General features: G+C 65.2%; 26 protein-coding genes. 10 read left to right on the forward strand and 16 right to left on the reverse strand.

The window, feature by feature from the left end; all coding sequences use genetic code 11:
- Positions 1–3 precede the first annotated feature (3 nt).
- Positions 4–321, reverse strand: coding sequence for a transcriptional regulator (locus tag V6K60_RS00560; protein ID WP_332448560.1), 318 nt, complete (start codon positions 319–321; stop codon positions 4–6).
- Positions 318–551: a winged helix-turn-helix domain-containing protein gene (locus V6K60_RS00565; protein ID WP_292383583.1), complete on the reverse strand. Its 234-nt coding sequence runs from the start codon at positions 549–551 to the stop codon at positions 318–320. Before V6K60_RS00565 ends, V6K60_RS00560 begins: the two co-directional genes overlap by 4 nt.
- 70 nt (positions 552–621) lie before the next feature.
- Between V6K60_RS00565 and V6K60_RS00570 the strand changes: the two genes are divergently transcribed.
- Positions 622–987 carry a hypothetical protein gene (locus V6K60_RS00570; protein WP_332448561.1) on the forward strand — a complete coding sequence of 122 codons (366 nt, stop codon included), beginning with the start codon at positions 622–624 and terminating at the stop codon, positions 985–987.
- Between the two features lie 42 nt (positions 988–1,029).
- On the opposite strand, the gene V6K60_RS00575 is transcribed toward V6K60_RS00570, so the two are convergent.
- The 4 genes from V6K60_RS00575 to V6K60_RS00590 form a co-directional block, all read right to left on the reverse strand.
- Entirely contained in the window at positions 1,030–1,248 is a 219-nt protein-coding gene (locus V6K60_RS00575) for a hypothetical protein (protein ID WP_332448563.1), read from the reverse strand.
- Positions 1,249–1,359: 111 nt separating this feature from the next.
- The gene (locus V6K60_RS00580) at positions 1,360–1,863 is read right to left on the reverse strand and encodes a ferredoxin-thioredoxin reductase catalytic domain-containing protein (RefSeq protein ID WP_332448564.1); all 504 of its coding nucleotides are present in this window, start codon (positions 1,861–1,863) and stop codon (positions 1,360–1,362) included.
- Positions 1,856–2,140 carry a glutaredoxin family protein gene (locus V6K60_RS00585; protein ID WP_442919540.1) on the reverse strand — a complete coding sequence of 95 codons (285 nt, stop codon included), beginning with the start codon at positions 2,138–2,140 and terminating at the stop codon, positions 1,856–1,858. Before V6K60_RS00585 ends, V6K60_RS00580 begins: the two co-directional genes overlap by 8 nt.
- 56 nt (positions 2,141–2,196) lie before the next feature.
- Positions 2,197–3,828 (reverse strand): MBL fold metallo-hydrolase, encoded by a 1,632-nt coding sequence (locus V6K60_RS00590; RefSeq protein WP_332448565.1) that lies wholly within the window; start codon positions 3,826–3,828, stop codon positions 2,197–2,199.
- 131 nt (positions 3,829–3,959) lie between these two features.
- Here V6K60_RS00590 and V6K60_RS00595 point away from each other — a divergent pair, with 131 nt between their 5' ends.
- Positions 3,960–4,511 (forward strand): hypothetical protein, encoded by a 552-nt coding sequence (locus V6K60_RS00595; RefSeq protein WP_332448566.1) that lies wholly within the window; start codon positions 3,960–3,962, stop codon positions 4,509–4,511.
- A gap of 6 nt (positions 4,512–4,517) precedes the next feature.
- Here V6K60_RS00595 and ftsA read toward each other — a convergent pair whose 3' ends face one another.
- Positions 4,518–5,873 (reverse strand): coenzyme F390 synthetase, encoded by a 1,356-nt coding sequence (gene ftsA / locus V6K60_RS00600; protein WP_332448567.1) that lies wholly within the window; start codon positions 5,871–5,873, stop codon positions 4,518–4,520.
- A gap of 42 nt (positions 5,874–5,915) precedes the next feature.
- Positions 5,916–7,424 carry an SLC13 family permease gene (locus V6K60_RS00605; RefSeq protein ID WP_332448568.1) on the reverse strand — a complete coding sequence of 503 codons (1,509 nt, stop codon included), beginning with the start codon at positions 7,422–7,424 and terminating at the stop codon, positions 5,916–5,918.
- Between the two features lie 185 nt (positions 7,425–7,609).
- Here V6K60_RS00605 and V6K60_RS00610 point away from each other — a divergent pair, with 185 nt between their 5' ends.
- A complete protein-coding gene (locus V6K60_RS00610; RefSeq protein ID WP_332448569.1) occupies positions 7,610–8,617 on the forward strand; it encodes a DUF3821 domain-containing protein in 1,008 nt (335 codons plus the stop codon).
- 7 nt (positions 8,618–8,624) lie between these two features.
- Here the strand turns inward: V6K60_RS00610 and V6K60_RS00615 are convergent, their stop codons facing one another.
- From V6K60_RS00615 to V6K60_RS00640, 6 genes are all read right to left on the reverse strand, one after another.
- Positions 8,625–8,930 carry a HEAT repeat domain-containing protein gene (locus V6K60_RS00615; protein ID WP_332448570.1) on the reverse strand — a complete coding sequence of 102 codons (306 nt, stop codon included), beginning with the start codon at positions 8,928–8,930 and terminating at the stop codon, positions 8,625–8,627.
- Positions 8,927–9,286, reverse strand: coding sequence for an STAS domain-containing protein (locus V6K60_RS00620; RefSeq protein WP_332448571.1), 360 nt, complete (start codon positions 9,284–9,286; stop codon positions 8,927–8,929). Before V6K60_RS00620 ends, V6K60_RS00615 begins: the two co-directional genes overlap by 4 nt.
- A 71-nt stretch (positions 9,287–9,357) precedes the next feature.
- Positions 9,358–10,308 carry a putative hemolysin gene (locus V6K60_RS00625; protein ID WP_332448572.1) on the reverse strand — a complete coding sequence of 317 codons (951 nt, stop codon included), beginning with the start codon at positions 10,306–10,308 and terminating at the stop codon, positions 9,358–9,360.
- 112 nt (positions 10,309–10,420) lie between these two features.
- Entirely contained in the window at positions 10,421–12,244 is a 1,824-nt protein-coding gene (locus V6K60_RS00630) for a DUF2207 domain-containing protein (protein ID WP_332448573.1), read from the reverse strand.
- A gap of 6 nt (positions 12,245–12,250) precedes the next feature.
- A complete protein-coding gene (locus tag V6K60_RS00635; RefSeq protein WP_332448623.1) occupies positions 12,251–12,829 on the reverse strand; it encodes a LemA family protein in 579 nt (192 codons plus the stop codon).
- Between the two features lie 114 nt (positions 12,830–12,943).
- A complete protein-coding gene (locus tag V6K60_RS00640; protein WP_332448574.1) occupies positions 12,944–14,620 on the reverse strand; it encodes a PAS domain S-box protein in 1,677 nt (558 codons plus the stop codon).
- A gap of 495 nt (positions 14,621–15,115) precedes the next feature.
- Here V6K60_RS00640 and V6K60_RS00645 point away from each other — a divergent pair, with 495 nt between their 5' ends.
- Genes V6K60_RS00645 through V6K60_RS00655 form a run of 3 tightly spaced genes read left to right on the forward strand, consistent with a single transcriptional unit; the run spans position 15,116 to position 17,274 of the window.
- Positions 15,116–15,472 carry an STAS domain-containing protein gene (locus tag V6K60_RS00645; RefSeq protein WP_332448575.1) on the forward strand — a complete coding sequence of 119 codons (357 nt, stop codon included), beginning with the start codon at positions 15,116–15,118 and terminating at the stop codon, positions 15,470–15,472.
- 24 nt (positions 15,473–15,496) lie between these two features.
- A complete protein-coding gene (locus V6K60_RS00650) occupies positions 15,497–16,864 on the forward strand; it encodes a PP2C family protein-serine/threonine phosphatase (RefSeq protein WP_332448576.1) in 1,368 nt (455 codons plus the stop codon).
- Positions 16,861–17,274, forward strand: coding sequence for an ATP-binding protein (locus V6K60_RS00655; protein ID WP_332448577.1), 414 nt, complete (start codon positions 16,861–16,863; stop codon positions 17,272–17,274). The genes V6K60_RS00650 and V6K60_RS00655 overlap by 4 nt, the downstream gene beginning before the upstream one ends.
- On the opposite strand, the gene V6K60_RS00660 is transcribed toward V6K60_RS00655, so the two are convergent.
- Entirely contained in the window at positions 17,266–18,105 is an 840-nt protein-coding gene (locus tag V6K60_RS00660; RefSeq protein ID WP_332448578.1) for a nucleoside 2-deoxyribosyltransferase, read from the reverse strand. The genes V6K60_RS00655 and V6K60_RS00660 overlap by 9 nt on opposite strands.
- Before the next feature lie 35 nt (positions 18,106–18,140).
- On the opposite strand from V6K60_RS00660, the gene V6K60_RS00665 reads away from it, so the two are divergent.
- The 4 genes from V6K60_RS00665 (at position 18,141) to V6K60_RS00680 (ending at position 23,127) form a co-directional block, all read left to right on the forward strand.
- The gene (locus tag V6K60_RS00665) at positions 18,141–18,632 is read left to right on the forward strand and encodes a DUF367 family protein (RefSeq protein WP_332448579.1); all 492 of its coding nucleotides are present in this window, start codon (positions 18,141–18,143) and stop codon (positions 18,630–18,632) included.
- Positions 18,633–18,709: 77 nt separating this feature from the next.
- Positions 18,710–20,554: a hypothetical protein gene (locus V6K60_RS00670; RefSeq protein ID WP_332448580.1), complete on the forward strand. Its 1,845-nt coding sequence runs from the start codon at positions 18,710–18,712 to the stop codon at positions 20,552–20,554.
- A gap of 16 nt (positions 20,555–20,570) precedes the next feature.
- Complete coding sequence (locus V6K60_RS00675) at positions 20,571–21,830, forward strand: LarC family nickel insertion protein (protein ID WP_332448581.1); 1,260 nt, start codon at positions 20,571–20,573, stop codon at positions 21,828–21,830.
- A 481-nt stretch (positions 21,831–22,311) separates the two neighbouring features.
- Positions 22,312–23,127, forward strand: coding sequence for a cache domain-containing protein (locus tag V6K60_RS00680; RefSeq protein ID WP_332448582.1), 816 nt, complete (start codon positions 22,312–22,314; stop codon positions 23,125–23,127).
- Between the two features lie 39 nt (positions 23,128–23,166).
- Here the strand turns inward: V6K60_RS00680 and V6K60_RS00685 are convergent, their stop codons facing one another.
- Positions 23,167–23,904, reverse strand: a complete 738-nt coding sequence (locus tag V6K60_RS00685) for an SAM-dependent methyltransferase (protein ID WP_332448583.1) — start codon at positions 23,902–23,904, stop codon at positions 23,167–23,169.
- Positions 23,905–23,918 lie beyond the last annotated feature (14 nt).

Here is a 23,918-nt window from a genome sequence, read left to right on the forward strand (position 1 = left end):
GCTTCACCGTCTGCCGGAGAGGCCGGCGGAACGGCAGACGTCGCAGATGGTGATCGCCCCTTCGCCCGAAGCGACGGCGGAGACCCACCGTTCGATGACCATCTCGAGGGCACCCGGAAGATCGCTCCCGGAAAAACCACGTTTCCGGCTCATGTACTGGGATATCGCGGCCCTGCTGATCCCGAGGCGCTTTGAGGCCTCGCTCTGGCTCAGCCCGCGCTCGTTCACCAGGCGGTAGACCATCTCGGCACGCATCTGCGGGAGGAGCTCCCGGGCGAGGGTGTCGCAGCGCATGATGTCGCAGGAGGAGGGCTCGGTCATTGCGCGGACACCGCCTGGGACTCTTTGTATTCGTAGAGGATCTGCCGGGCGTCGCGGAAGTTGAACTTCTCCACGATCATATCGTTGTCTTTGAGTCGCTTTAAGGCATAACGGACGGTGCGAGGGGCCAGGCTGCTGAGACGGACGAGCTCCTTATGGGTCAGGGCACCCCCGTCCTCGAGCAGCAGGAGGATCTTGCGGGAGGAGGGGGGAAGGTTCACATCATCCATGAGGATCAGTTAACGCTGTTAACATATCAAACTGACGGATGTTATAACCCAAAAAGACCATACGGGATCTATGCTCGAACGGCAGGAGAAAATAGCCATCGTCACGCTCGTATGCGTCGTCGGGATCGTGCTTGCGACACACCTCCTCTTCGACGCCGTCGGCCGGACGATGGTTGCGGCCCCCTACTCCGAGGAGGTCCCGGACGGGGCGCTGACCCTCCTCGAGGGGAAGGTCGATGAGGTCAGGAGGACCTCGACCGGCGGGCACCTGGTCCTCACCGTCAACGGCACCTCCGTCTTTCTGCCGCAGGACGTGGCGAGAACGCTCGATATCGGCGAGGGCGAGAACGTGACGCTGTACGGGATCGCCCAGACCTACCGCGGAAAGAGGGAGGTCGTGGTCTCCTCCGCGGCAGACGTCCGGGTGTTCAAATGATGGAAGTCATGGGTTTTCTGCCCGGTTGAGCACCCGGACGGCTCACTTCGTCCCGGTATAGAAGATATCGGCGTCCCTGTCGTCTTTCCCGATACGGGGCCGCGCACGGCGGGGTTTTCCGGAACCCTGCTCATCTTTTTCGACCGTAGTCTCAGGCTTCTCCCGGGCGGGCGCCGGGGTCTCGTCGGGCCTCCTCTTCCTGCCCCCCTCCACACCGGCCCCGGAGGGGAGATCTCCGTCGTTGATCCGCACGCTCGGCATAGAGGAGAATGGCCCGGTCGGGTATATGACACCTTGGATCTGCCGCCGGCCTCGAGACAACGGAAAATCCCGAAACCCTGCCCGCTCTGGAACGGAAGTTCCTCGTCCGGCTCACATGAACTGTTCGAATCGGTCGCGGGGCACCCGGCAGATCGGGCAGGTCTCGGGCGGTTTGTTCCTTGCGCAGAGGTAGCCGCAGACCCGGCACCGCCAGACCGGGTACTTCAGGCCGCCCGGCAGCACGGCAGGCTCCTCCTCTGCTCGCCGCCGCTCCGCCGGTGTCGGACGCCGTTCCGGGACGGAGGCGGCGCTACGCAACCCGGCCTCGATCTCCGCGTTGACGTAGAGAGCGCAGTAGCAGGCGCCGTAGTCGGCGATATCGGGGTCCCGGTAGTCGCAGGGGCAGATGATGTCGAGGTCGTCCTCGTGGTCCCCGGAGGCGAGCCGGCAGGGGCAGGATATATAGCCGTAGCGCTCCCGGTTGGCAAGCAGGCCCCGGACAAGGGACTGGGTGAACTCCTTATCAGGGTTGAGGTGATAGCCGCCGGCCTCCGCCTCCTCTGCGAGGTCCTGCGTGAATCGGTCGATCTCCTCGTCGCTTGCCATCTCAGGCATCGACCGCCTCCCGGATCTCCTCCTCCTGGAACCCCACGATCACCTGTGCATCGTTGACGACAAGTGTCGGGAACGAGAGCCGCGGGTTCCAGCGTTCGACCTCACGGACCACCCGGTCCCGCTCCTCCCCCGTGAGCAGATCCACGTAGATGTACGAGAACCCGACGCCGAGGTCGGTGAGGAACTTCTTCGTATTGGCGCACCAGCCACAGGTACTCAGGGCGTAGAGGATCACCTTGCCGCGGTCAACTCCGGGCACATGCTGCATCTCGGTCATGGTTATACCGACTTCGGAGGCCGAAGGTAAGTAAGTTTTCCCCCCGGGGGCGGGGACTATCCAGTCTCAACAAGGAGAAGGAGGTCGCTCTCGCGGGCCGCGAGCGAGACCCCGGCAAGGCCGAACTTGCGCCGGTAGAACCGGAGCCTCCGCTCGGAGAGCACACCGGGACCCGGGACCCGGAGCCCGACCACATCCCCCTCCCGCCGGAGGGAGAGCCGGATATCGTGGACGCCGGTGGCAACCATATCCTCGAGGACGCCGACGATCTCGTCAGAGAACCGTTCGCGGTCGATCAACACCGGCGGGAGGGAGCCCTCGGTCTCGAGAGAGAGGCCGACGCCCTCGAAGAGCGGGAGGTATGCCAGCCGGCAGGCCAGTTCGTCCCGGTAGGCCGCCGGGTCGTCGGCTGCCTCGATGAACGCCTCGTCCGAGAACGGGCAACTCGATACCCCGGTGATGAGATCCTGGAGCACGGGCGCGAGATCGACGGCGGAGAGAGTGACCGTCTCCTGGTAGCCCATGATCGTGCTCATGAAGTCGGTGAGCAGGCGGTCGGCCCGGCGGAGGAGCGACGCCTCGACGACGTGATTGAGCCGGGCGCCCACAAAATGGGCTTCGATCCGCTGGATCACCTGGATGGCTTTGAGGACGAGCTGGATCTCGAGTCTCTCTCCGGCATCGAACTCATCGGCGAACCGTGAGAACCCGGCAAGAAACTCGTCGATCTGGTCGGATTCAAGCATCTCCGTGTACCGCCGGGCCTCCTCGGCCTCGCCGAGGTCTTCGAGGCGGTAGGCAAGGGCGTAGAGGCGTCCCGCGATCACCGCGAAGACCCGGCTGGACTCCTGGAGCAGGTCGACGGCGTGCTCCAGGGAGTCGTCGAGCCGCTCCCGGTCGAAGGTCCCGATGCCGGAGAGCCCTGCGGCATCCCCGGCGAGCCGGTCGAGGAGGGCCGGCATCGCCGCGGCCGGGATGCTCCGGCCGTGGCCCGGGCAGCAGAGGCGCACCGGTTCGTGCTCGAGGATCCACCGGACCCGGTCTATGGACGCGAGCAGCGCCGGCTGGTCCCACCCGGCGATTCCGGCGATCCCCGGGCTCGTCGCAAAGAGGAGGTCGCCGATGAAGAGATACTCCCCGAGCCGGATGCAGATGCTGTCGTGCGAGTGGCCCGGGGTGTGGTAGACGAGAAGGGTATCCCCCGAGCGGAGGGGGATCTGCTGCCGGCAGAGGACGGTCCCGCTGCCGGTCTCCAGGGTCTCGCGGTCGCGGGGGGAGAGCAATGGGAGGCCGACCGGGAGCGGCTCGACCTCCCACCCCATCAGTTCCGCAACCGTCCGGGCAGCATCGCCGGCCTCGAGCGCCCGGGCCCCCGCCTCCTCTGCGGCGACGGTGAGGTCAGGGAGGGACCGGAACCGCCGGTCCCGGATGGCCTGGTAGCAGTGGTCGGCGTGGCAGTGGGTGAGGAGGAGGAGGACCGGGCGCGGTCCCTCCCGGAGGCTCTCCTCGACGAGAGAGAAGATCCGGTCCATCTGGCCGGGATCCGCACCGGTATCGATGATCAGGATCTCACCGGGCGTCCGGACAAGGTAGGCGTTCGAGCAGGTGACGTCCGGTTTCCGGAGGAAGGGGTATATCTCGGCGCCGGCGGTCCCCGGCACCGGCTGCCATCGTTGGTCCTCAAGCATGCTTCTCCACCTGACAGATCTGGACCAGTGTTGCACCGGAGAGGAGAAAAACCAGGAGGATTCTGCCCGCGGCGGGATCGCATAACGCTTATCTCGCCGTGCGAGAAGGAGGGGAATGGTGAAGACAGGGTATGCACGTCAGAAGACTTGCCAGAATCCTGGCCGTGCTCGTGCTTGCAGGGTGGATCTGCGGCACCGCCGCGGCGCAGGAGATGACCATCGATGAGATCGGCACCGTCGCCGCCGGGGAGACGCTCACCGTCAGCGGGACGACGAACCTCGCCCCGGGTAACCGCCTGCTCGTCACGGCAACACCGGTCGCGTTCGGGCCGGCGAATGCCTCGACGCCGTCCGGAGGGGGAGGGGCATCGGGGACAGCCGTCGTGCAGGCAGGGAACGGTACCGCGAACACGTGGTCGTTTGCAATGGACACGACCGGGTTTCAACCCGGCGAGTACATCGTGACCGTGGAGAGGGTCGAGGGCGACGCCACGGCAACCACCACCTTCACGGTCACGGAGGCGGGAGCGGTCACCCCCACGGCGACGGCGACGGTCCAGACCACGACCGCCACCATGCCGACGACGCCGGAGCCAAGCCCCACACCGACCGCGGCCGGGTCCGCTCTCCCGGTGACGGCAGCCCTCGCGGCGGCAACGGCCGGAGTCCTGGTGCGGCGGTAGGGACAGTCACCGCCGGTCCACGATCCGCTTCGGCCGGCCGGGTACCCGGTGAAGTTCGAGCCCGCCCGGCGGCGTGACGTTGCAGACGATCCGGAGGGATCCGTCCTCGTAGGCCGTGGCAAGGGCCGGGACCAGCCGGAAGAGGGTGGAGAGAAACGTCTCCTCGACCTTGCCCGGATCGGCGCCGGCCGGGTCGAGGGACTCCATGCTCACCCGGAGGACAGTCTCCCCCGCCTCGTCGCCACCATAGATGAACACCTCGTACTCCCCGTTCAGGACGGCCATATTCCCCGGCGCAAAGACCGCCGCCTCCACGTCCACCCGGTTCAGCGGAACTCCGGCGACCGGGAACGTCTCCGCCTCGCGCCGGGGGTTATCGATCCGCATATGCGTCCGCCCGCACCCGCACCGTTCCCGGGAGACGACCCGGCAGGTGTCCTCCGTGTCGTAGTTGATGAGGAGCGTCCCCGCCCTCTTGCCGGGTTCAAGGAGCGTCGTATAGACCAGCCGGCCGGTCTCGCCGTCCTGGACGAACCGGTTCAGCCGGGGGTCGTAGAGGTCAAAGTGAACCAGGTCCTCGGGGACATGGAGCCCGGCCTGGCGGATGCACTCGCCGCACATCGTCCCCTCGGTGCTCCCGTAGTTGTTGTAGACCGGGCAGCCCCAGACCTCCTCCAGGTAGCGCCGGGATTCCGGGGCAAAACTCTCGCCGCCGACGACGAGGCGTTTCACGCCAACCTCCTGCGGCGAGATCCCCTCCGCCTCCATCCGGCGGGCAAGCCTGAGGAGCTTGAAGACGCTCCCGATCACCGCCGTCGGACGATACTGCGCCATCACCCTGACCGGGAAGGTGCACTTCCCCTCCGGGATGACCGTCACCCCGAGGTCCCGGGCAGCGAGCGTCATGGTGTTCGCCCCGACGTTCATCCCGTAGGAGGCGCAGACCACCATCCGGTCGCCGGAGAGAAAGCCCTGTGAGACAAAGAGCCGGGCGTACTTCCCGGCATACCGCTCCCAGTCCTCCCAGGTGAGGAAGAAGGCCTTCGGGACACCGCTCGTCCCGGAGGTCTCGTTGACCGTGAAGACCGCCTCCCAGGGGACGCTCTTGAAACAGAACTCTTCTGCCTGCGGGGGCTGGTACCGCCGGATCGTCGCCCCGGAGATGATGGGAAGGTCGCGGAGGTCTTCGTGCTCCCGGATCGCCTCCGGGCGGATGTCGTGTCGCGCAAACCACCGGCGGTAGAAGGGTGAGTGCTCCGCCGCATACCGGACGGTGGCGCGGATCCGCTCGTCGACGAGCGCGTCAAGGTCCGCTCGCGCGAGCGTCTCCACCACCGGATGATAATATCGGTTGTCTGCCATCGGGCCGGCATGGACGCCCGGGGTAAAATAGGTGCCGGGGGATCAGAGCGCCCAGGCAGGAATGTCGAGGGGGATACCGAGCGCCCAGAGGACGATCGTGTAGAGGCAGATCATCCAGAGCGCGACACCCATGAGGTCGAGCGCCCAACCGGACTTGAGGAGGTCTTTCGCGTCGATGTAGCCGCTCCCGTAGGCGACGGCGTTCGGCGGGGTGGCGACCGGGAGCATGAACCCGATCGAGGCACAGACCGCGGCGGTCAGCATCAGGATGATCGGGTTTACGCCCATGCTGATGGCCGCGATTGCCATGATCGGCATCAGGATGGCGGCGATGGCGGTGTTCGAGGCGATCTCGCCCGCAAAGACAACACCCAGCGCCACCACGAGGATCAGGAGGACGACCGGGAGCCCGTGGATGAGGGTGAGCGACTCGACGATCGCCGCGGCAAGCCCGCTCTCCAGGAACCCGCTCGAGAGGGCGATACCGCCGCCGAAGAGGAGGAGGATGCCCCAGGGGATCTTCACCGCCCAGACCCAGTTCATCGTGAAGATGCCTTTCTTTGCGTCGACCGGGAGGACGAAGAGGAGGAGCGCACCGAAGATCGCGATGGTGGAGTCCTTGATCCCGGGGAAGATCATATCGAGCCCCGGGATGACCAGCCCATCGATCTCCTTTGTCTGCTCGAATATCCAGGCGAGGGCGGTCAGGACGAAGACGACCAGCGTCCACCGCTCCCCGGCGGAGATCGGGCCGAGTTTCCCGATCTCGTCGCGGATGATCCCCCTGGCGCCCGGGAGGGCTGACCCCATCTCACGGTAGGGACCCCGGGTGAGCCAGATCCAGGCGAGGAAGAGGAATATGGCGGCGAACGGGACGCCGAACTTCATCCAGGTGAAGAAGTCGATGGTGGGCGCGTCGGGAAAGATCGTCGCGAACTGAGCGATGAAGATCCCGTTCGGGGGCGTGCCGATGATCGTCGCAATCCCCCCGATGCTCGCGGCGTAGGGGATGCCGATGATCAGACACCTTGCAAGCGCCTGTTCTCCCCTGTCGAGGTTTTCAAGCGATTTGTCGGCGCCGGGGAGGATCGTCAGGATGATCGCGACCGCGATCGGGATCATCATCATCGCCGTCGCGGTGTTCGAGATCCACATCGAGAGGAACCCGGTGGCGACCATGAACCCGAGCACCAGGCGCCTCGGGCTCGTCCCCACGACCCGGATGATGTTGAGAGCGATCCGCCGGTGCAACCCCCACCGCTGCATCGACATGGCGATGATGAACCCGCCGAGGAAGAGGAAGATCACCTCGTTGCCATAGGACTCCGCCACCTTCACCGGGGAGAGGACCCCGAGCGCCGGGAAGAGGACCAGCGGGAGGAGTGCGGTCGCCTCCAGGGGGATGACGCCGGTGACCCAGAAGAGGACCATAAGAACGGTAACCGCCGCAACGGACTTCGCTTCGGGCGCAAGAATGGCGGGATCCACAGGAATCGCCAGGATTACGAGGAAGATGAGGAACGATGCGATAATGAAGGCGACCCTTTTCATCCTCAGATGTGGGAGAGGAGATTATTTAAGGGTGCGGAAATGAAATTGCAACCGATTTAAAGCGCAATAAGCGAAAAGGAGCCGATTCGGGTCGACCGGACCCCCGCCGGCGATCTTTTGCCGGGCAACGTCGCCGGGACGGCAGAGCACCAACCTATATCAGCAGCATCAGCACACGGGATAGCATGACACCAGAGTGGATCTGCAGGCGAGGCTTCGTCATCCTCCTCGCCGTCTGTCTTCTTGCCCTCTGTGCCGGGGGGGCCGGGGCCCGCGGACCGGGGATCAACGATGTCCAGCCCTACGATACAATCTTCATCTACGAAGAGGGGCTCAATCTCACGCAGCTCCGCAACGCGACCACGAACAACCCCATCACGGCGCTCCAGAGGTACCAGGACGACGACCCCGACCAGGGAGTCATAAAGAGCATCCCGGTCGCTGACGACACCGACTTCGAGGTGCAGGAGATCCTCGTCGGCGAGGAGTACGGGACCTACCACGCCTTCAACCCCACCGACGGGGCGACGGCGCTCGTATTCATCCGCGAACCGCAGGTCTTCCTCGACGTGGTCCTCGCGAGCCCCCACCACAACGAGCCCCTGACCGGACTCACCGTCTCATCGAACACCAAAATAGCGTTCCGGATTGTCGCTCCCGACGTCGGTTCCTTCTACCAGGCGGGCGGCGTCTATCCAGCGACGGTCGACATCGTCCTCACCCATCCGGGCGGTGCGGAGACCACCGTCATCAGCGGGATCAACCTTGCGGGGTTGAACGTCACCTCGACCCGGTTCTACACCGACGACCCCGGCAAGCCCGGCGCGATCCCGCTCTCCGGCCTCCGTGAACAGGGGACCTACACCGCCCGGGCCGTATGGAGAACACCGGCGGGCTTCGACGCCTTCGCTTCCGACTCTGAACCCGTGACGTTTTCCGTCGGCAACCGCGTCGGGATCGATACCGGGACGCCGACACCCACCGCGACGGCGACCGCCACGCCGACGACAACGCCGGTGCCGACGACCCCGCCCACGACCGCACCGGCCGTGACGGAGACGGCGACAACGGCACCGGTCGGGACCGCGACGACGGTGCCGGCAACCCCGACGCCGACCGCGGCCCCGCTCCCGGTCGCGGTGGCCGTGACCGCGCTCGGTCTCGCCATCGCCCTCACCGGCAGGCGCAGATAGAGAAAAATCAGCAGAACCGGCAGCCGCAGCCGCCGGCCGCGACCCGGATCCGGCGGAGTGCGGCGGCCGCCCACCTCCCGACACCCGGGTCGGGGTCTTCGAGCGCCCGGATGAGCGCCGGGGCCGCTCCTCTCTCCCCGATCATCCCGAGGGTGTAGGCCGCCCACATCCGGAGGCGGGGGTCGGGGTCATCGAGCGCGGCAAGAAGTCCCGGAAGGGCGGCCGGCCCGAGGGCAGAAAGGGCCCTTGCCGCCTCCATCCGGTCGGCGGTCGCGCCGTCGCGAAGGATACGGATCTGGTCCTCGACCGTCACGGCGACTCGTTCTCCTTCTTCTCCTCGCTCTCGGCGAAGATCTCGTCCAGTCCCACGTAGATCGGGAAGACCTCGTGGACCCCCGCGAGGAGGAAGACCCGGTAGACGTCGGGCTGGACCGAGCAGAGCGCCATCTCCCCGTCCACCACACGCAGGTCGCGGAACTTCTTCAGAAGCACCCGGAGACCGCTGCTGCTCATGTAGGCCGCCTTCTCCAGGTTCAAGAGTATCCGCTTCCCGCCGCGCGCCAGCACCCCGGAGAGCGCCGAATCCAGGTTTTCTGCCGATTCTGCATCGATTCTGCCATCCACCGATACGATCGCCGTATCGTCCCGCTCACTGACCGAAACGTCCATGGCTCTTCTCTTGGCGCGTGAGGGAAAAAGCAGCTCGTTTTGCACCGGGCCCGCGCCCGCCGGAAAAAAGGTTAGTGGGTCTGCCGGTAGTAGTCCCACGCATCGACTACAGTACCGTTGGCAAAGATGCAGACGCCGTACTCGCTGCCGTCGGGGTTCTGCCGCGTTTCGTAGGTGTGGCCCTGCTCCGTGCACCAGACCGCGGCCGGGTCTGCCATGCCGACGGTTCCGCCGCACGAGGAGCAGGCCCACGGGACGGCGATGATCTCGACCGGTGTCCCCCACTGCTGGATGGTCATGACACCCTCCTTCTCCTCCCCGACAAAGGTGATCCGCATCCCGTCGACGCGGTAGCGCTCTTCGAGCCTGAGGGGGAGGTAGTGCTCGCCGCCATCGGCGACGATCCCGTAGAACCCACCCTCAAGGTCGATGTAGGTGACCGTCCCGGTCGTTGCGACGAAGGTTGCGTTCCCCGCCGTATCGATGGCGAGGACCTTGACCGGCGTCCCCCACTGCTGGATGGTCGCGACGTCCTCCTGCACCTCCAGAACAAAGGTCACGTTCAGGCCGTCGACCAGCCGGGCCTCATCGAGACCGAGCGGGAGGTAATGCCGGTCGTCGTCGGCGATTATCCCGTAGAACCCGCCCTCAAGGTCGATGTAGGTGACCGTCCCGTTCCCGGAGACAAGCCGGACGCCGTTGATGGGCTCGATCGTCCTGATCGCGACCGGTGTTCCCCACTGCTGGATGGTCGCCGTCTCGTTCGCGATATCGACGACGAACCTGACCCGGAGACCGTCGCTCCGGTACTCCTCCGGGAGGTCGGCGGGGAGGTAGCGCGTCCCGTCGTCGGCGATTATACCATAGAACCCGCCCTCGAGGTCGACGTAGGTGATCGTCCCGTTCCCGGAGATGCGGTCGGCCGGGTCATCCTCTCCCCCGGCGGCCATGCACCCGCAGGCGATGACAGCCGAAAGAAGGGTGAGGGCGATGACCATATAGTTCAGATATGCACCCGTCATAGGTATCAACACCGATACATTCTCCCGCCGGAGGTAAGTAGGTTGCCTTAACTACGAAGGGATTCGGAGTTATCCGTCCAAAAAAGGCCGAATATCAGCCAGAAAAAAAATGTTAACGTCCCCCGACGCCGCCGCCGCCAAACCCGCCACCGCCGCCGAAGGACCCGCCGCCCCCGAACCCTCCGGAACCACCGCTTGATGGCGGAGAGTAGAGGATGATCGGGGCAAAGATCACCGGCATGTTCGAGTAGAGCGGCATCCCGACGTCCGGGAGGCTGATGTTCAGGTTCTTCATCGCCTGCTCGACCTTATCGCCGAGGCCGAGCGCCGTCCCGTAGACCAGCCACTCGCCCCACATCGAGAGGTCGGCGGGGGAGTACTGCCGGATCAGCGCGAGATCCGAGAGGAAGTAGGCGAACGCGTCCCACTCGAGTTTCTCCTTGTAGTGGTCGTCCTTCCAGACCCCGAAGAGCGGTGAAGGGAAGAGGGCCGCGATCCCGACCTGGACCGCGACGATGAAGGAGAGGACAGCGGCCGGTATGAGGAGGTAGGCCGCGCCCGGTGCGAGGATGAACGCGAGGATCGCAAGCCCGCAGGGGATGGCACCGAGGAAGAGGAGCGGGAGGACGAACTCCCGGCCGTCCTTGACGTACTGCCGGGAGAGTGTGGTGTCCACGTCCCGGGAGAGGGCGGCAAGCGACTGCTGGTACTGCAGGATCCGGTGCTGGTAGCCGGGACTCCGCCGGGCGGTCTCGGCGAACCTGTTGAGTTCGTCGGTATCCACGACGTGGTCGTCGGCGACGTTCGCGAGGAAGTTGAGCACCCGCTGCTCGTAGGGGTCGGTCGACTCCCCGGAGACAATCCGGACCGTGACCCCTTCGCCCTCCGGCTTCTCGGCGACCACAATCTTCCCCTGCCGGTGGAGGTCGAGGACCGTCGCGTAGAACCCGTTGTCGTCGAACTCGAGGGGGTCGCCCTTGAAGAGGAGATTCACCTGCCAGGGCTTGAGCGCGGCGTTCGGCGTGAAACTCAGGTACTCGGGCACCGTGAACGGCTTCTCCCTCCCGTAGCGGAGGTAGACGCCGAGGAGGATGAAGGGCATCGCAAGGACGAGAAGGGTCGCAAGGCCGTAGAGGAGCCCCGCCGCCCCATAGAGGATCGGGGGCCAGCGGTTCGCGTCGGCCGCCTGCTGCCGCACGTCCGGGACGTACGTCGGGAAGCCGCCGACTCTCTCCGTGAACGCCGGGTCGAGGATCATCTCGACGTTCAGCGCATCGTTCTGGGATGCGCTCCCCGTTATCACGACGGACTCGGCCGTCCGCTCGATGTTGAGGGTCGGGGGATGGGTGTAGACCTCCTCGATATCACCGGCGAACGGGAGCGTGATCCGGACGTCCCGGAAGGGGACGTGCTCGTCCACGAGCTTCAGATTCAGGTGCGCCCACTCCTCGTCGTACTCGATCGGCGGCCGGACCCGGTAGCGGTACTCCACCGTGTAGGTGCCGGGCTCGAAGTAGCCGGGGTTGAAGAGGCCCACCTCGTTCTCGAACGCAAGGCTCCCGATCGTCCCGACGTCCGAGGGGGTCGGATTCCCGGCGGCCGTCCGGACCTCACCCCCCGTGTCCTTGACGTAGCCGATGGTCCCGGGCGGGGCGGTCATCCCGGTGAACTCGATGTGCGGCTGGTCGATGGCGGTGAAGGTGAGCGGCGCGTCCCAGTAGCGGAAGAGCATCCGGTACTCCCCCGCCGCACGGACGTCGTAGGTATAACTCTCGATCAGGGTCCCGTTCTCGTAGAAGACCGCGTTGTACTGCTGGACGTCCAGGTCTCCCTGGAAGAGGCCGGGGAGCGCGGCCGCTCCGGCGACCGCCAGCACCCCGACGAGCAGGGTGATGACGAAAAGGATGATGATCTGTTGTCGTTCAGTCACGCGCATGGCTTATCAGAACGCTATCGTTGGCACCCGCTCGATCTCCTCGCCGAACTCCAGGTACTCGAGCTTTGAAAAGCCCATGGCGCCGGCGATCAGGTTCGAGGGAATCGTGTCGGTCATGGTGTTGTACTGCTGGGCGATGTTGTTATAGGTGTAGCGGTGCCGGGCGATCTCGTCCTCGACCCCTTTGACCGCGCCCATCAGGTCCTTCACCGTCTGCGAGGTCTTGAGGTCGGGATAGTTCTCGGCGACGGCGAGCAGCCGCCCGAGGACCGACCGGGACTCGCGTTCGAGTTCGTTCAGGTCACCCGGGCCGGCGCTGCCGATGCGGGCCCGCATCGCGGTCACGCCGGTCAGCGTCTCTTTCTCGAAGGTCGCGTAACTCTTCACCGCGCCGAGGAGCTGCTCGATCATATCCAGCCGCTTCTTCATCGCGACCTTCACCTGACCGACCGTTGCTTCGGCGGAGTTTTTGAGGGAGAAGAACCGGTTGTAGATGCCGATTACCATTGCCACGATGCCGATGACGACCAGCACCACGACAACGATAAGGACAAGGGAGATGATGTCCACCAAGGTTGTCACCAGTATTCTATGTACCCTGCGGCGTATTTAAGAGATGACCTGCGAAACCGCAGGAAGGGGAGAAGAACCGTTGATATGGGCGGATCTTTCGGGGCTCTTTGTAACGCCGCGATCCGGCTACTCCTCGACCGCCTCGCCGGAGCTCACCATCGCCACGACCTTCCCGTCGGCATCCCGGAGGAGGGCGTTGTGCCAGAGGACCGAGCGCTCCCGGCCGTCCCGGGTGACGACCGGGCTCTCCTCGAAGGAGGGTGGCTCGATCTCTCCGGCCACGAGACGGTGAAAGTTCCGGGTGAGCCGCTCGCGCAACCGCTCCGGGACGACCGTTCTAAACCAGTCCTTCCCGGCGAGGTCCTCTCCAGCATACCCCAGGATCTGGCTTCCCTTCCGGTTGACGAGATCGATGGTGCCGTCCGCCCCGATCACCGCGATCATCACGCCGGCCGCATCGAGGTATCCCTGCGCCCGGTCGCGTTCGGCGACCAGGAGGTCCTCGGCGGCGGCGCGGTCGGTGATATCCTCGGCGATGCCGAGCATATACCTGAGTATGCCCCGGGAGTTGAAGACCGGGATCTTCTTCATGGAGATGCTCGCCCCCGTCGGGAGGTGGACCTTCTTCTCAAGCGCGGCCGAACGCTCCACCATCTCCCGGTCGCCGTCGGCGAAGAAGGCCGCCATCTCCGGCGGGAAGAGGTCGTCGGCACGTTTTCCCGCCATCTCCTCCTGCGTCACACCAAGGAAGGCCTCGGCGGCCCGGTTGGCGAAGACGAACGTGTTCCCCTCAACCTCCCGGACGAAGACCATGCTCGGGACGTTGTTGACCACCGAGTAGAGGAACGACTTCCACTGGGTCACCCGCTTTGTGGCGCGCACCCGTTCGGTGACGTCACGGCAGACCACCCGGTAGCCGGTGAAGTCGCCGATCATGTCGTAGATCGGCGTCCCGCTCACGTCGAGGACGACGGCGCTCCCGTCCCGGTGATGCATCGTCCATTCAAAGAGGACCTTCGGCTCCGGAGCGGTGAAGAGGGCGGCGAACTTTGCCCGGACCGATTCGGCCTTATCCGGGTCCATGAAGTCGCAGGGCGTCTTCCCCCGCATCTCCTCGGGCGAATAACCGAGGATATCCCGGCTTTTGGGGCTGACATAGGTGAACGTGCAGGTCTCGTCGACGTTCAGAATCAGGTCGTTGATGTTCTCGACCAGGCTCCTGAAAAGCATCTCGCTCTCGCGCAGGGCCTCTTCCGCACGGCGGCTCTCGGTGATGTCCTCAAGGATGATGGTGACGCCCGGCGCCCCGTCGTCAAAGACGGTGGGCAGGAATTTGATCCGGAAGAAAAGTTCCTCGTCGTGCCGCAGGAACCGGAGTTCCTCTGAGACCTCGCGGCCGTTCAAGGCGCCGGTGATCCGGTCCCGTATCAGAGGGTGGTCGAACCCGGCGAGCGGCGACTCCTCGATGCTGTTCCCGAGGACGGCGTCGCGCTCCTTCCCCGCGAACGCACAGACGGCATCGTTCGCCTGGACGATCCGGCGCTCGCGGTCGAGCACCAGCACGAGATCCGACGAGAAGTTGAGCATGGCGGCGATCGGGACCCTCTGCGAGAGGTAGAAGACCTTGGCCTTTCCGTAGGTCTCCATCTCCACCCGGCCCGAGACGAGGAGGATGTCAAGGTACCGGGAGACGGTGTTCCGGTTGATCCCGACGGCAGCAGCAAGATCGGAGACCGACATGCCCCGCGGATGCTCTTTTAGCGTGCTGAGCAGGAGGGAGAGTGCGTCGGTAGTGGGATCCATGTGCAAATAGAGTTCGGCGCCGGAGGATATAGGGTTTTGCCGTGGTGCATGCTATGATGCCACACGCAATGCCACACGACAATGCAAGGCATTAGACCAAAGAAATATATACTATATCGATCAACGCATGATCCCCCAGGGTCGGAAGGGTTCTCCGACAGACCGGGCCATACAGGCACAGATGGTCCGGGCCGGCACCAGATCGGCTGGGATGGGTGAACGGAACATTCACCACGCTGATTGCATCCACGTCAATGCTAACGTCCTCGCCGGGGGTACTGCCCCGGAGAACACCACAGAGCACACCTCTCTAAACGTATACCGGCACGGTGGATGGGGGAACCGGGGCGGGTGGCACAACCGCCCCGGGATCTCCCGCAGACACCGCATGGTTATCACACACCCAACAATATACCCTCTTTTTTCCTGAGCCCGCTGAGGCATCCCGGGACAGGAAAGCAACATCTATCTCCCATTAGATTGAAAACTCGTTCAATGAGCGATCGCTTTGAGATCCTCGAGAGAAGGGCAGGCGCCGTCGATATCATCGCCGTGAAAGGGAGACTCGACGCAGGTTCTTCGGAGAGGGCGGAAGAACGGATAAACCACCTGCTCGACGCCGGAGGAAGAAACCTCCTCGTCAACCTCTGCGACCTCGACTACATCAGCAGCTCCGGCCTCCGGGTGCTGCTCGCCGCCCTGAAGCGGTTGAAACGAGACGGCGGGGCGCTCAGGATAGCCTGTGCACAGCCGCAGATCCTCGAGGTCTTCACCATGGCAGGGTTCCACAGGATCTTCTCCATCTTCCCCGATGAAGCGGCGGCGCTCGACGGGTTCACGGCGAGGCCCTGAACGGTACCCCGGAAGGTAACCAGCATGGCGCTCTCCGGCTTCAACGACATGTTCTTCGTGCTCCTGCAGATGATCTGCGTCATCGTGGTGGCCGCGTACCTGATCTCCCGGACGGCATCGTTTAACGAGGTGCTCGAGGGCCGCGTCACCTGGAAAGGCCAGGCTATCCTCATCCTCCTCTTCGGGGCGCTCTCCATCTACGGTACCGAGAGCGGCATCACGATCCTCGGCGCCCCGGCAAACGTCCGCGACCTCGGGCCCATGGTCGGAGGGCTCGCCTGCGGCCCGGTGGTGGGGATTGGCGCCGGCCTGATCGGGGGCGTCTACCGCCTCCTCCTCGGGGGAATCACCGCAGTCCCGTGCACGGCCGCAACCATCCTCGCGGGCCTCTTCGGGGGGCTGATCTTCCTTTTTGCCGGAAAGAAGTTCATCGGGATGCAGGGTGCCGTCCTCTTTGCCATCGGCATGGAGGCATTCCACATGGGGCTCACCCTCCTCATCGCCCGGCCGTTCGACCAGGCGCTCGCCATCGTCGAGGGAGTGACCTTCCCGATGATCATCGCCAACACCACCGGGGTCTTCATCTTCGCGTTCATCATTGCAAACCTGATCTCCGAGCGGCAGACGAAGGCGGAACGGGACTCCTTCCTCTCGGAACTCGAGCGGAAGAAGGCCGAACTCCGGATCGCGCACGACATCCAGATGAGTTTCCTCCCCGAGGACCTGCCGCAGGTCCCGGGTCTCGACCTCGCCGCCCTCGCCCTCCCGGCAAAGGAGGTAGGCGGCGACTTCTACGACGCGATCCCGCTCCCGGGGGAACGGACCGCCCTGGTCATCGCCGACGTCGCCGGGAAAGGTGTCCCTGCAGCGCTCTTCATGGCACTCTCCCGGACGGTGATGCGGGCGAACACGCTGGTGCCGCGGAGCGCCCGCGAGGCCGTCGGTGAGGCCAACGCCCTCATCGCCGCGGACGCCAAGTCCGGGATGTTCGTCACCCTCTTCTACGGGGTCGTCGACCCGGCAGCCAGGATGCTCACTTACGTCAACGCGGGGCATAACCCGCCCCTCCTCTTCCGGGCGGGCGGCGGCCGCCCGGAGGAACTGAAAGGGACCGGGATCATCCTCGGGGTCATGCCGGAGGCCGAGTACGGGGAGAAGACCGTCACGCTCGGGAGCGGCGACCTCCTCGTCTGCTACACCGACGGCGTCACCGAGGCGATCAACGCGAACGAGGAGCAGTTCGGGGAAAGAAGGCTGATCGAGACCGTCATGGGCTGCCGCACCCTCACCTCCGGGGAGGTCATCGACCGGATCCGTGACGGGGTCAGAGAGTTCTCGGGCGATGAACCGCAGTTCGACGACCAGACGCTCATCGTCCTGCGGGTGGCATGATGGCGGAACTGACCGTGCGGGCGGAGCTCCCGGCGCTCGCGGCGATCGCCGACTTTCTCGCCGAGACACTCACCGAATGCGGCGACGAGATGGTCTTTGCGGTCCAGCTCGCCGTGGACGAGGCCTGCAGCAACACCATCCTCTACGGGTATCCGGGCGGGGGGGCCGGGACGATCACGGTCGCCTGCACCGTGGACGACGAGACCGTCTCGGTGGTCATCACCGACGACGGCGTCGCGTTCGACCCGCTCTCCGCCCCGCCGCCGGCACTCGACATCCCTGTTGAAGAGCGGCCGATCGGGGGCCTCGGGGTCCATTTCATCCGGACGGTGATGGACAGCGTGGCCTATGCCCGCCGTAACGAGAAGAACGTCCTCTCGATGGAGAAGAGGCGGCCGGCGTCATCCTGATGCCGGGAGGAGCGACCCGAGCACCCCGGGAAGGTCCTCTTTTGCCGTGACGACCGCGGCGGACTCCTCGAGCATCAGGTTGACCCGTTCGTGGTGCCCGACAGCCCGGAAGTCGGTGCGGAGCGCGACGATACTCTTGTTGAGGGCATAGGCGAACCCCATCTCCCAGGATGTCCCGGAGTCGGCATCGGCGCCGTCGATGACCGCGACGACGATATCGATCTCCTCGAGCGCCCGGAGATGCTGCGCAAAGATGGTCCCGTTCTCCTCCCGGCACCGGGTGTGGCTTGTATCCCCCACCTCCTGGGGGAGGTAGACCTCGAAGAGGTGTGCTTCGAGGAGGTCGCGGAGGACGAGGTTGTAGGTCCTCTCAGCTTCGGTGAAGAGCGGGCCTGCGAGGTAGACCCGGTAGCGGGCGAACTCCTTTACGTCGACCGCCGGGATATCCGGGAACCGGGCGAGGAACGCTCCCCGGCCCGGCTGTTTTTCAGGCGAGTGGTAGGTCGCCGTCACCCCGCAGGCCGGGGAGGAGTCCACCCCGACGACGGCAAGGGGCACCTCGCCGCGCTCGCGGATAACGGCGCGGACCTCCTCCTCGAGCCGGTCGAGCAGAGCGGCGAACTCAGGGGTCGCGAGCCGCTCGACAAACGAGCCCGGTTCCCGGTCGGCGCCGAGGTGGAGCGTCTCCGGGCAGGGGAGCGGGACCATCTCGATCGAGAAGCGCCGGCAGCGCTCGACTGCCCGACGGAAGTAGTCCAGGTCCTCATCGGTCGTTATTCCGCGGGCACGGTACGCGGGGTTCTCTATACAGGGCGCGATGAGCACGTACATTGATAGTACCTGGACGGCGTACCATAACAAGACAGATGATACCGCTCTACGCCTATCGGGACAACACCTGCGACCCCCGGAAGTGCACGATGAAGAAACTCGAACGGCGGGGGATGGTGAGGATCGTCACCGCCGTCGCGAAGATCCCCCGCTCGACCCTCCTCCTCGACCCGACCGCAGAGCAAGCGGTCTCCCCCGCAGACCGGCACCTCCCCTCGATCACGGCGCTCGACTGCTCCTGGGAGGTCCTCGACACCGGGGCCGTCGCCTCCTGGCGCAACCGCCGGGCGCTTCCCTACCTTGTCGCCGCAAACCCGGTGAACTTCGGCCGGCCGTTCCGCCTGACCTCGGTGGAGGCGATGGCCGCGACGCTCTACATCCTCGGCGAGAAGGAGCAGGCGCACGACATCCTCGCGGCGTTCGGGTGGGGGTTGCGCTTCCTCGAGGTGAACGCCGATCCCCTCGAGGACTACGCAAAGGCGAAGGACAGCGCCGAGGTCGTCGCCCTCCAGGCGTTGTATTGGTGATAAATCCTCACGTTCGCCCCGAACACCACCTTTTTATGTATCAACCTTTCAGTTCACCATTAGGAGGATACCGAATCATGGACACCGAACGAGAGAAGGTATTGCTGGCCGCGGCGCATGCCGTGACGTTCAAGCCTGACTACATGACCGTCGACAAACTGGAGGCAGCGAGCCGGGGGCACGGGGCGCTCGTCATCCCCGCGTTTGCCGCGGCAAACTCGCTTGCGGAGGACATCTTCTGCAACATCGGCGCACCGGAGATGCACCTGATGAGCATGACGATGGTCGATGCCTCGGCCCCCCACCTGCCGCTCGATTCGATCATCCAGAAAGCGGTGGATGAGGCGAAACGGGGCGGGGCGGAGCCGGCGAACGCAGCACTGATCGTCGCGACGCTCGCCTACTTCTCAGGGAGCTGCGCCCGCGCCGGTGTCCCGCTCGGGAACCGGAAACTCGGGGCCATCGCCCGGATGCATGCCGGCGGCGACCGGACGAGCGCAATTGCCCTGACGACGAACAAGTTCACCCACCGGGTCCCGGCGTTCCCCGCGTACCTGGCGATCTACGAGGCTTTGATGGATAAGAAGCTGACCCGGCTCGACGGCGCGGTCCTGCCGCCGTTCGTCGCTGGCGGAGGTGTCATGGGTCACGCCGCCCTCGGTGAGGACTACAACATCCCCGAGCTCGCCAGAAACGCCGCGAAAGTCGGGACCGAGGCGATGATGCGGAGCATGGAGGGCGCCGGGACAACCCCCTACCCCCTCTGGCCGGCCCTGATCGCGTCGGCGGTGACGATGGAACTCGTCCATCCCGACGCCATGCTCGGCGAGGAATTCGGGAAGTTCGGCGAGGTCGACTCAGCCTACCTCGCCGGAAAAGGGGCCGTCGAGGCGGCGAACCTCCCGGCGAAGCTTCACATGCGGGGGACCGGAGAGGAGTACGACACCGCCCGGATCGTCGGCGACTTCGGCCTGATCCTGAAGGATGTCGGCGGGCCGTCGGTGATCGGGTCGATGGTCACAAACGAGCTCTTCGCCGGGTTCCAGGAGGCCGCCCTCATCGGGGCCGGGTTCTCCGGCGGGCCGGTGAACGTCCCGCTCGGCCACATCGCCGGCGACATCCTGCCGGCGCTCCGTCTGCTGCTGGCAAACGGCGGCGACGTCGAGGCAACCGCGGCGGCGATCCGGGACTACAAGATGCAGTCCTTCATCGACCCGGAGCTCGCCCTCTGTGCCCTGAACACCATCGTCCGGAAGGCGGAGGTCGTGAACCGGGGCTCGGTGACGGAGGCCTGCATCCGGGCAAGCGAGGCGGTGCGGGACCGGGCGATCTATCGGCGGGCGGTGAAAGCCTACGAGATGCTCAAGGCGGGAAAGTCGGTTGAGGAGGCCGCCGGCGCCCTCGATGCGGAGAAGAGGGCCACTGTCGAGCAGCGGGGCTCCGCGGTCCTCTCCGGCTTCACCGGAAAAGAGATCGCGTTCCGGTTCACAGAAATAGCAGCCCAGGCGCGGAGGACCGACCCGTTCACGGCGAAGTTCTGGGGGTTCGACGCAAAGATCTCCTACGATATCGCCATCGATGGCAAGGACTACCGGATCGAGAACCTCACCGCCCGGGTGATCCCGGAGTACGCGCTCGAGGGAAAGGGACGGGATGACCCCGACATGGGCACCGCCATCTTCATCGGCGCCGTCCTCACCCAGGAGCTGCAGTACAGCGGGCACACCATCCTCAACGTCACCGTGCCGGCCGCGGTCGCGGCCGCGCTCGGGACCGACCCGAAGGAAGCGGCGAAACAGGCGGCGAAGGGGGCATACCTGACGAACGCCATCGCCGGTACCCGGGAAGCAGCGGTACGGGTCGCAGAACTAGCGCGAACGGTTCATACGAGCCTCAACGAGCCGATCGAGGGCATAGAGTGAGAATCTGGCGGGGAGTATGAAGGTCCTCGTCATCGACCCCAGGTGTGCAGGGATAGCGGGAGAGACCCTCCTCGCATCCCTCATCGACCTCCTCGGTGAGCCCCACGCGCTCGACGCGCTCGCGGACGCGATCCGGAGCCTCGATCTCTGCCGGGAGTTCGGGTACGAGGCAGAGAGTGTAGAGGGAGGCGGGATCGCGGCGACCTTTCTGGCGATCGAGGTCGGGGAGGAGGGGGGAAAGGACGCAAACGAGATCCTGAATGCCGCTGCCGTGGCCGCAGATGCAGCAGGCCTCTCTGAAGGTGCCCGTTCACGGGTGCTTGCCGTCATAGGCGACCTCGTCGCCGCCGGACAGACCGTCGCCCCGGTGAAGACGATCTTCTCGGTCGTCGGCACGATGCTGCTCCTCGACCGGGCTGGGCTCCTCGAGGGGACGATCGTTGCAACCCCGCCGGCACTCGGCGGCGGGACCATCACGACAGAGTTCGGAGAGATTCCCGGGCCCGCCCCGGCGACGCTTGATATCCTCGCCCGGCACCGCCTCCCGTTCGCCTCCGCACCCATCGAGAGAGAACTGACCACGCCGACCGGGGCAGCCCTGCTCGCCAACCTTGCAGCGGCTGCCGTGACGCTCTACCCGGCGATGGTGCCCGCCCGAGTGGGTTATGGCACCCGGGCAGCCCCGGAGCGATCCGGCTTCCTCCGGGTGGTGGAGGGAGAGAGCCTCCCCGGAGGGGAGGACCGGATGGTCATGCTCATGACAAACCTCGACGACGTTCCCGGTGAAGTGATCGGGTATGCGATCGAGCGCCTCTTCGCGGAGGGTGCGGTAGATGTCTTCGTCACCCCGGCGTCCGGGAAGAAGAATCGACCGGTCAGCGTCGTCTCGGTGATGGCGCCGGCAGAACGCGAAGACCGCCTGGTCCAGGTTCTCATGGAGGAGACCGGAACCCTGGGGGTACGGGTGCACGAGTTCCGGAAAGTGGTCGCGGACCGGCACAGGGAGACGGTGCCGGTCAGCCTCGGCGGCAGGGAGTACCCCGTCAGGGTGAAGACTTCGACCGTCGACGGCCGCCTGATCGCAGAGAAGCCCGAGTACGATGACCTCGCGGCGGTTGCACGAGAACTGGGCATCCCCCTCAGGTCCGTGGACGAGGAGGTCAGGTTGCACCTATCCAGACGAAGAAGAGGGACAGGACAGCGCCAGAGGGTGGTGCAGGAGGGTGGAGTCCCATCCGACCGCCCGTATGCGGCAAACACCGCACGCGACGAGTGAGTGCGAGCACATCCCACCGGGATGCGCCCTACTCGCGTCTACAGTTCTCTCATGTCACCGGGGTAATAGTTCCCCAAGCTATTAGATGATGCACTCGATATTTATACAATTCTATTTCGCATCGTCGATAGGCCCGTGGTTTTGCCGTAATTATCCGAAAGCCTTTAGAATGGCCCTGCGTTTCCGGAACATTTCTTGCGCCCGGTCCCTGGAAGGAGAAATAAACAACGTATTTGTGGCGTATCGCGAAAAGAATCGTTCCTTGCCGTCAGCCGCCGGGCTTACGCTCGAAGAAACGCGCCATCCGCCTCGTATCATCGAGCATGGCGGTTTGTTGGGGATACACACCTGCCAGGGAAACACCTGCCAGGGAACCGGGCCCCGGGACAGAGGGGGGTGATACGTGCTCTATCGAGATCTTCTCCCAAACGGCCCTATACGATTCCAGCAGGTTTAATATCCTGACCGCAGACCTCCGATTATGCGCATACTTTTCATAATCGTCGCACTCGTCGTTGCCGTCGCGGTGTGCGGGGCGGGCTGCACGGGAGAGAACCAGCCGCCTCCGGAGGAGAGAGCGGAGTCGGTTCTCCAGGAGGCCGTCACCGGAATAAACAGCGAACTCGTGTCGGTCAGAGCCTCGGCAGGCGAGAGCGCCCGGGTCCTCGGCGAGGCCGGGCTTACGAGCGCCGCCGGGAGAGAGGCGGTCAGGCAGGCGATGCTGGACCACCCCCACACGGAGTCGACCCTGGTGGTGACAAAAGACGGCATCGTCGCCATGGCCGTGCCCGAGAACTACGCGGGGCTTGTGAACACGAGCCTCCTCTCCCAGCCGCAGACCGAGCGGGTACTCCGGGGGCAGGCGCCGCTCACGAGCGAGGTCTTCCATCTGGAGGAAGGGTTCTCCGGGATCACCCAGAGTTACCCGGTATTCGGGCCGGACTACCTGGGTTACGTGAGCATCGCCTACCGCCCCGACACCCTCATCGAGCGGGTGGTCGCGCCCCTGACGAACAGCACTCCCTACGACGTCTGGGTAATGCAGACCGACGGCGTCGTGATCTATGACACGACGCCCGAAGAGATCGGGAAGAACCTCTTCTCGGACCCCGCATACCAGTCACCGGAACTCCAGGAGGCGTTCTCCCGAATCGCCGCCGAGCCCTCCGGATCGCTCGTGTACTCGTTCTGGGATACGGATTGGGCGCGGAACGTGACGAAGGAGGCGAATTGGGACACTGCCGGCATCGATGGAGCCGAATGGCGCGTCGTCGTCACGCGGAGCACCGATGCATAGGAGGTGTCGGGCGCAACCGAGGCCCCTCTCTTTTCCCGCTCACCAGAACCCGGGCACCAGGACATACATCGCCCAGTCCATGTACTCCCGGCCGTAGCCGAAGTACTCGTCCTGGATGCGGCGGAGGTAGTCGGTCATGAAGTCGCGGTCGGGGTGGTCGGGGTGGTCGGCGAGCCAGGAGAGGACCGCCTGCCAGATCCCCGACTCGTAGCGGTCCCAGTCGTCGGCACTCGACCGGACGACGGCGGCGACGTCGAGCCCGGCCTCGCGGGCGAGACCGAGGATCTCGTAGCCGGTCAGGACGTCGGGCCATTCCCGGGCGAACTCCGGCGGGGTACGGTCGGACCGCCAGCAACGGTCGCCGATGACGATCGTCCCCTCATCGTGGACGAGACCGAGGAGGGATTCAAGCGTCGCCGCAAACCCGCCGTGGATGTGGGACGCCCCGATCGAGGCGGCGCAGTCGAACGGCTCGCCGGGAACATAGTCGCGGGCGTCCATGCACCGGACGGCGATCCGGTCGGAAAGCCCCGCCTCACGGAGTGTCTCCTCCGCCCGGGTGCAGGCGTCCTCACGGGTCTCGATACCGAGGCCCGATATACCGTATTCGCGGCCCCAGAGTCCAAGGATCGTGCCGTTCCCGCACCCGGCCTCCACGACACGGGACCCCTCCCGGAGCCCGGCCGCCTTTCCTGCGGCGAGCACCTTCTCCGGCGTCGTCGGGTTCATGATAGCGAGCGCTCCCTGGGTTATGCTGACGAGTTCGTTCTTATCCATGGATGGCGGTCCTC

The sequence above is a fragment of the Methanoculleus sp. genome (assembly GCF_036677455.1).
Classification (GTDB): domain Archaea; phylum Halobacteriota; class Methanomicrobia; order Methanomicrobiales; family Methanoculleaceae; genus Methanoculleus.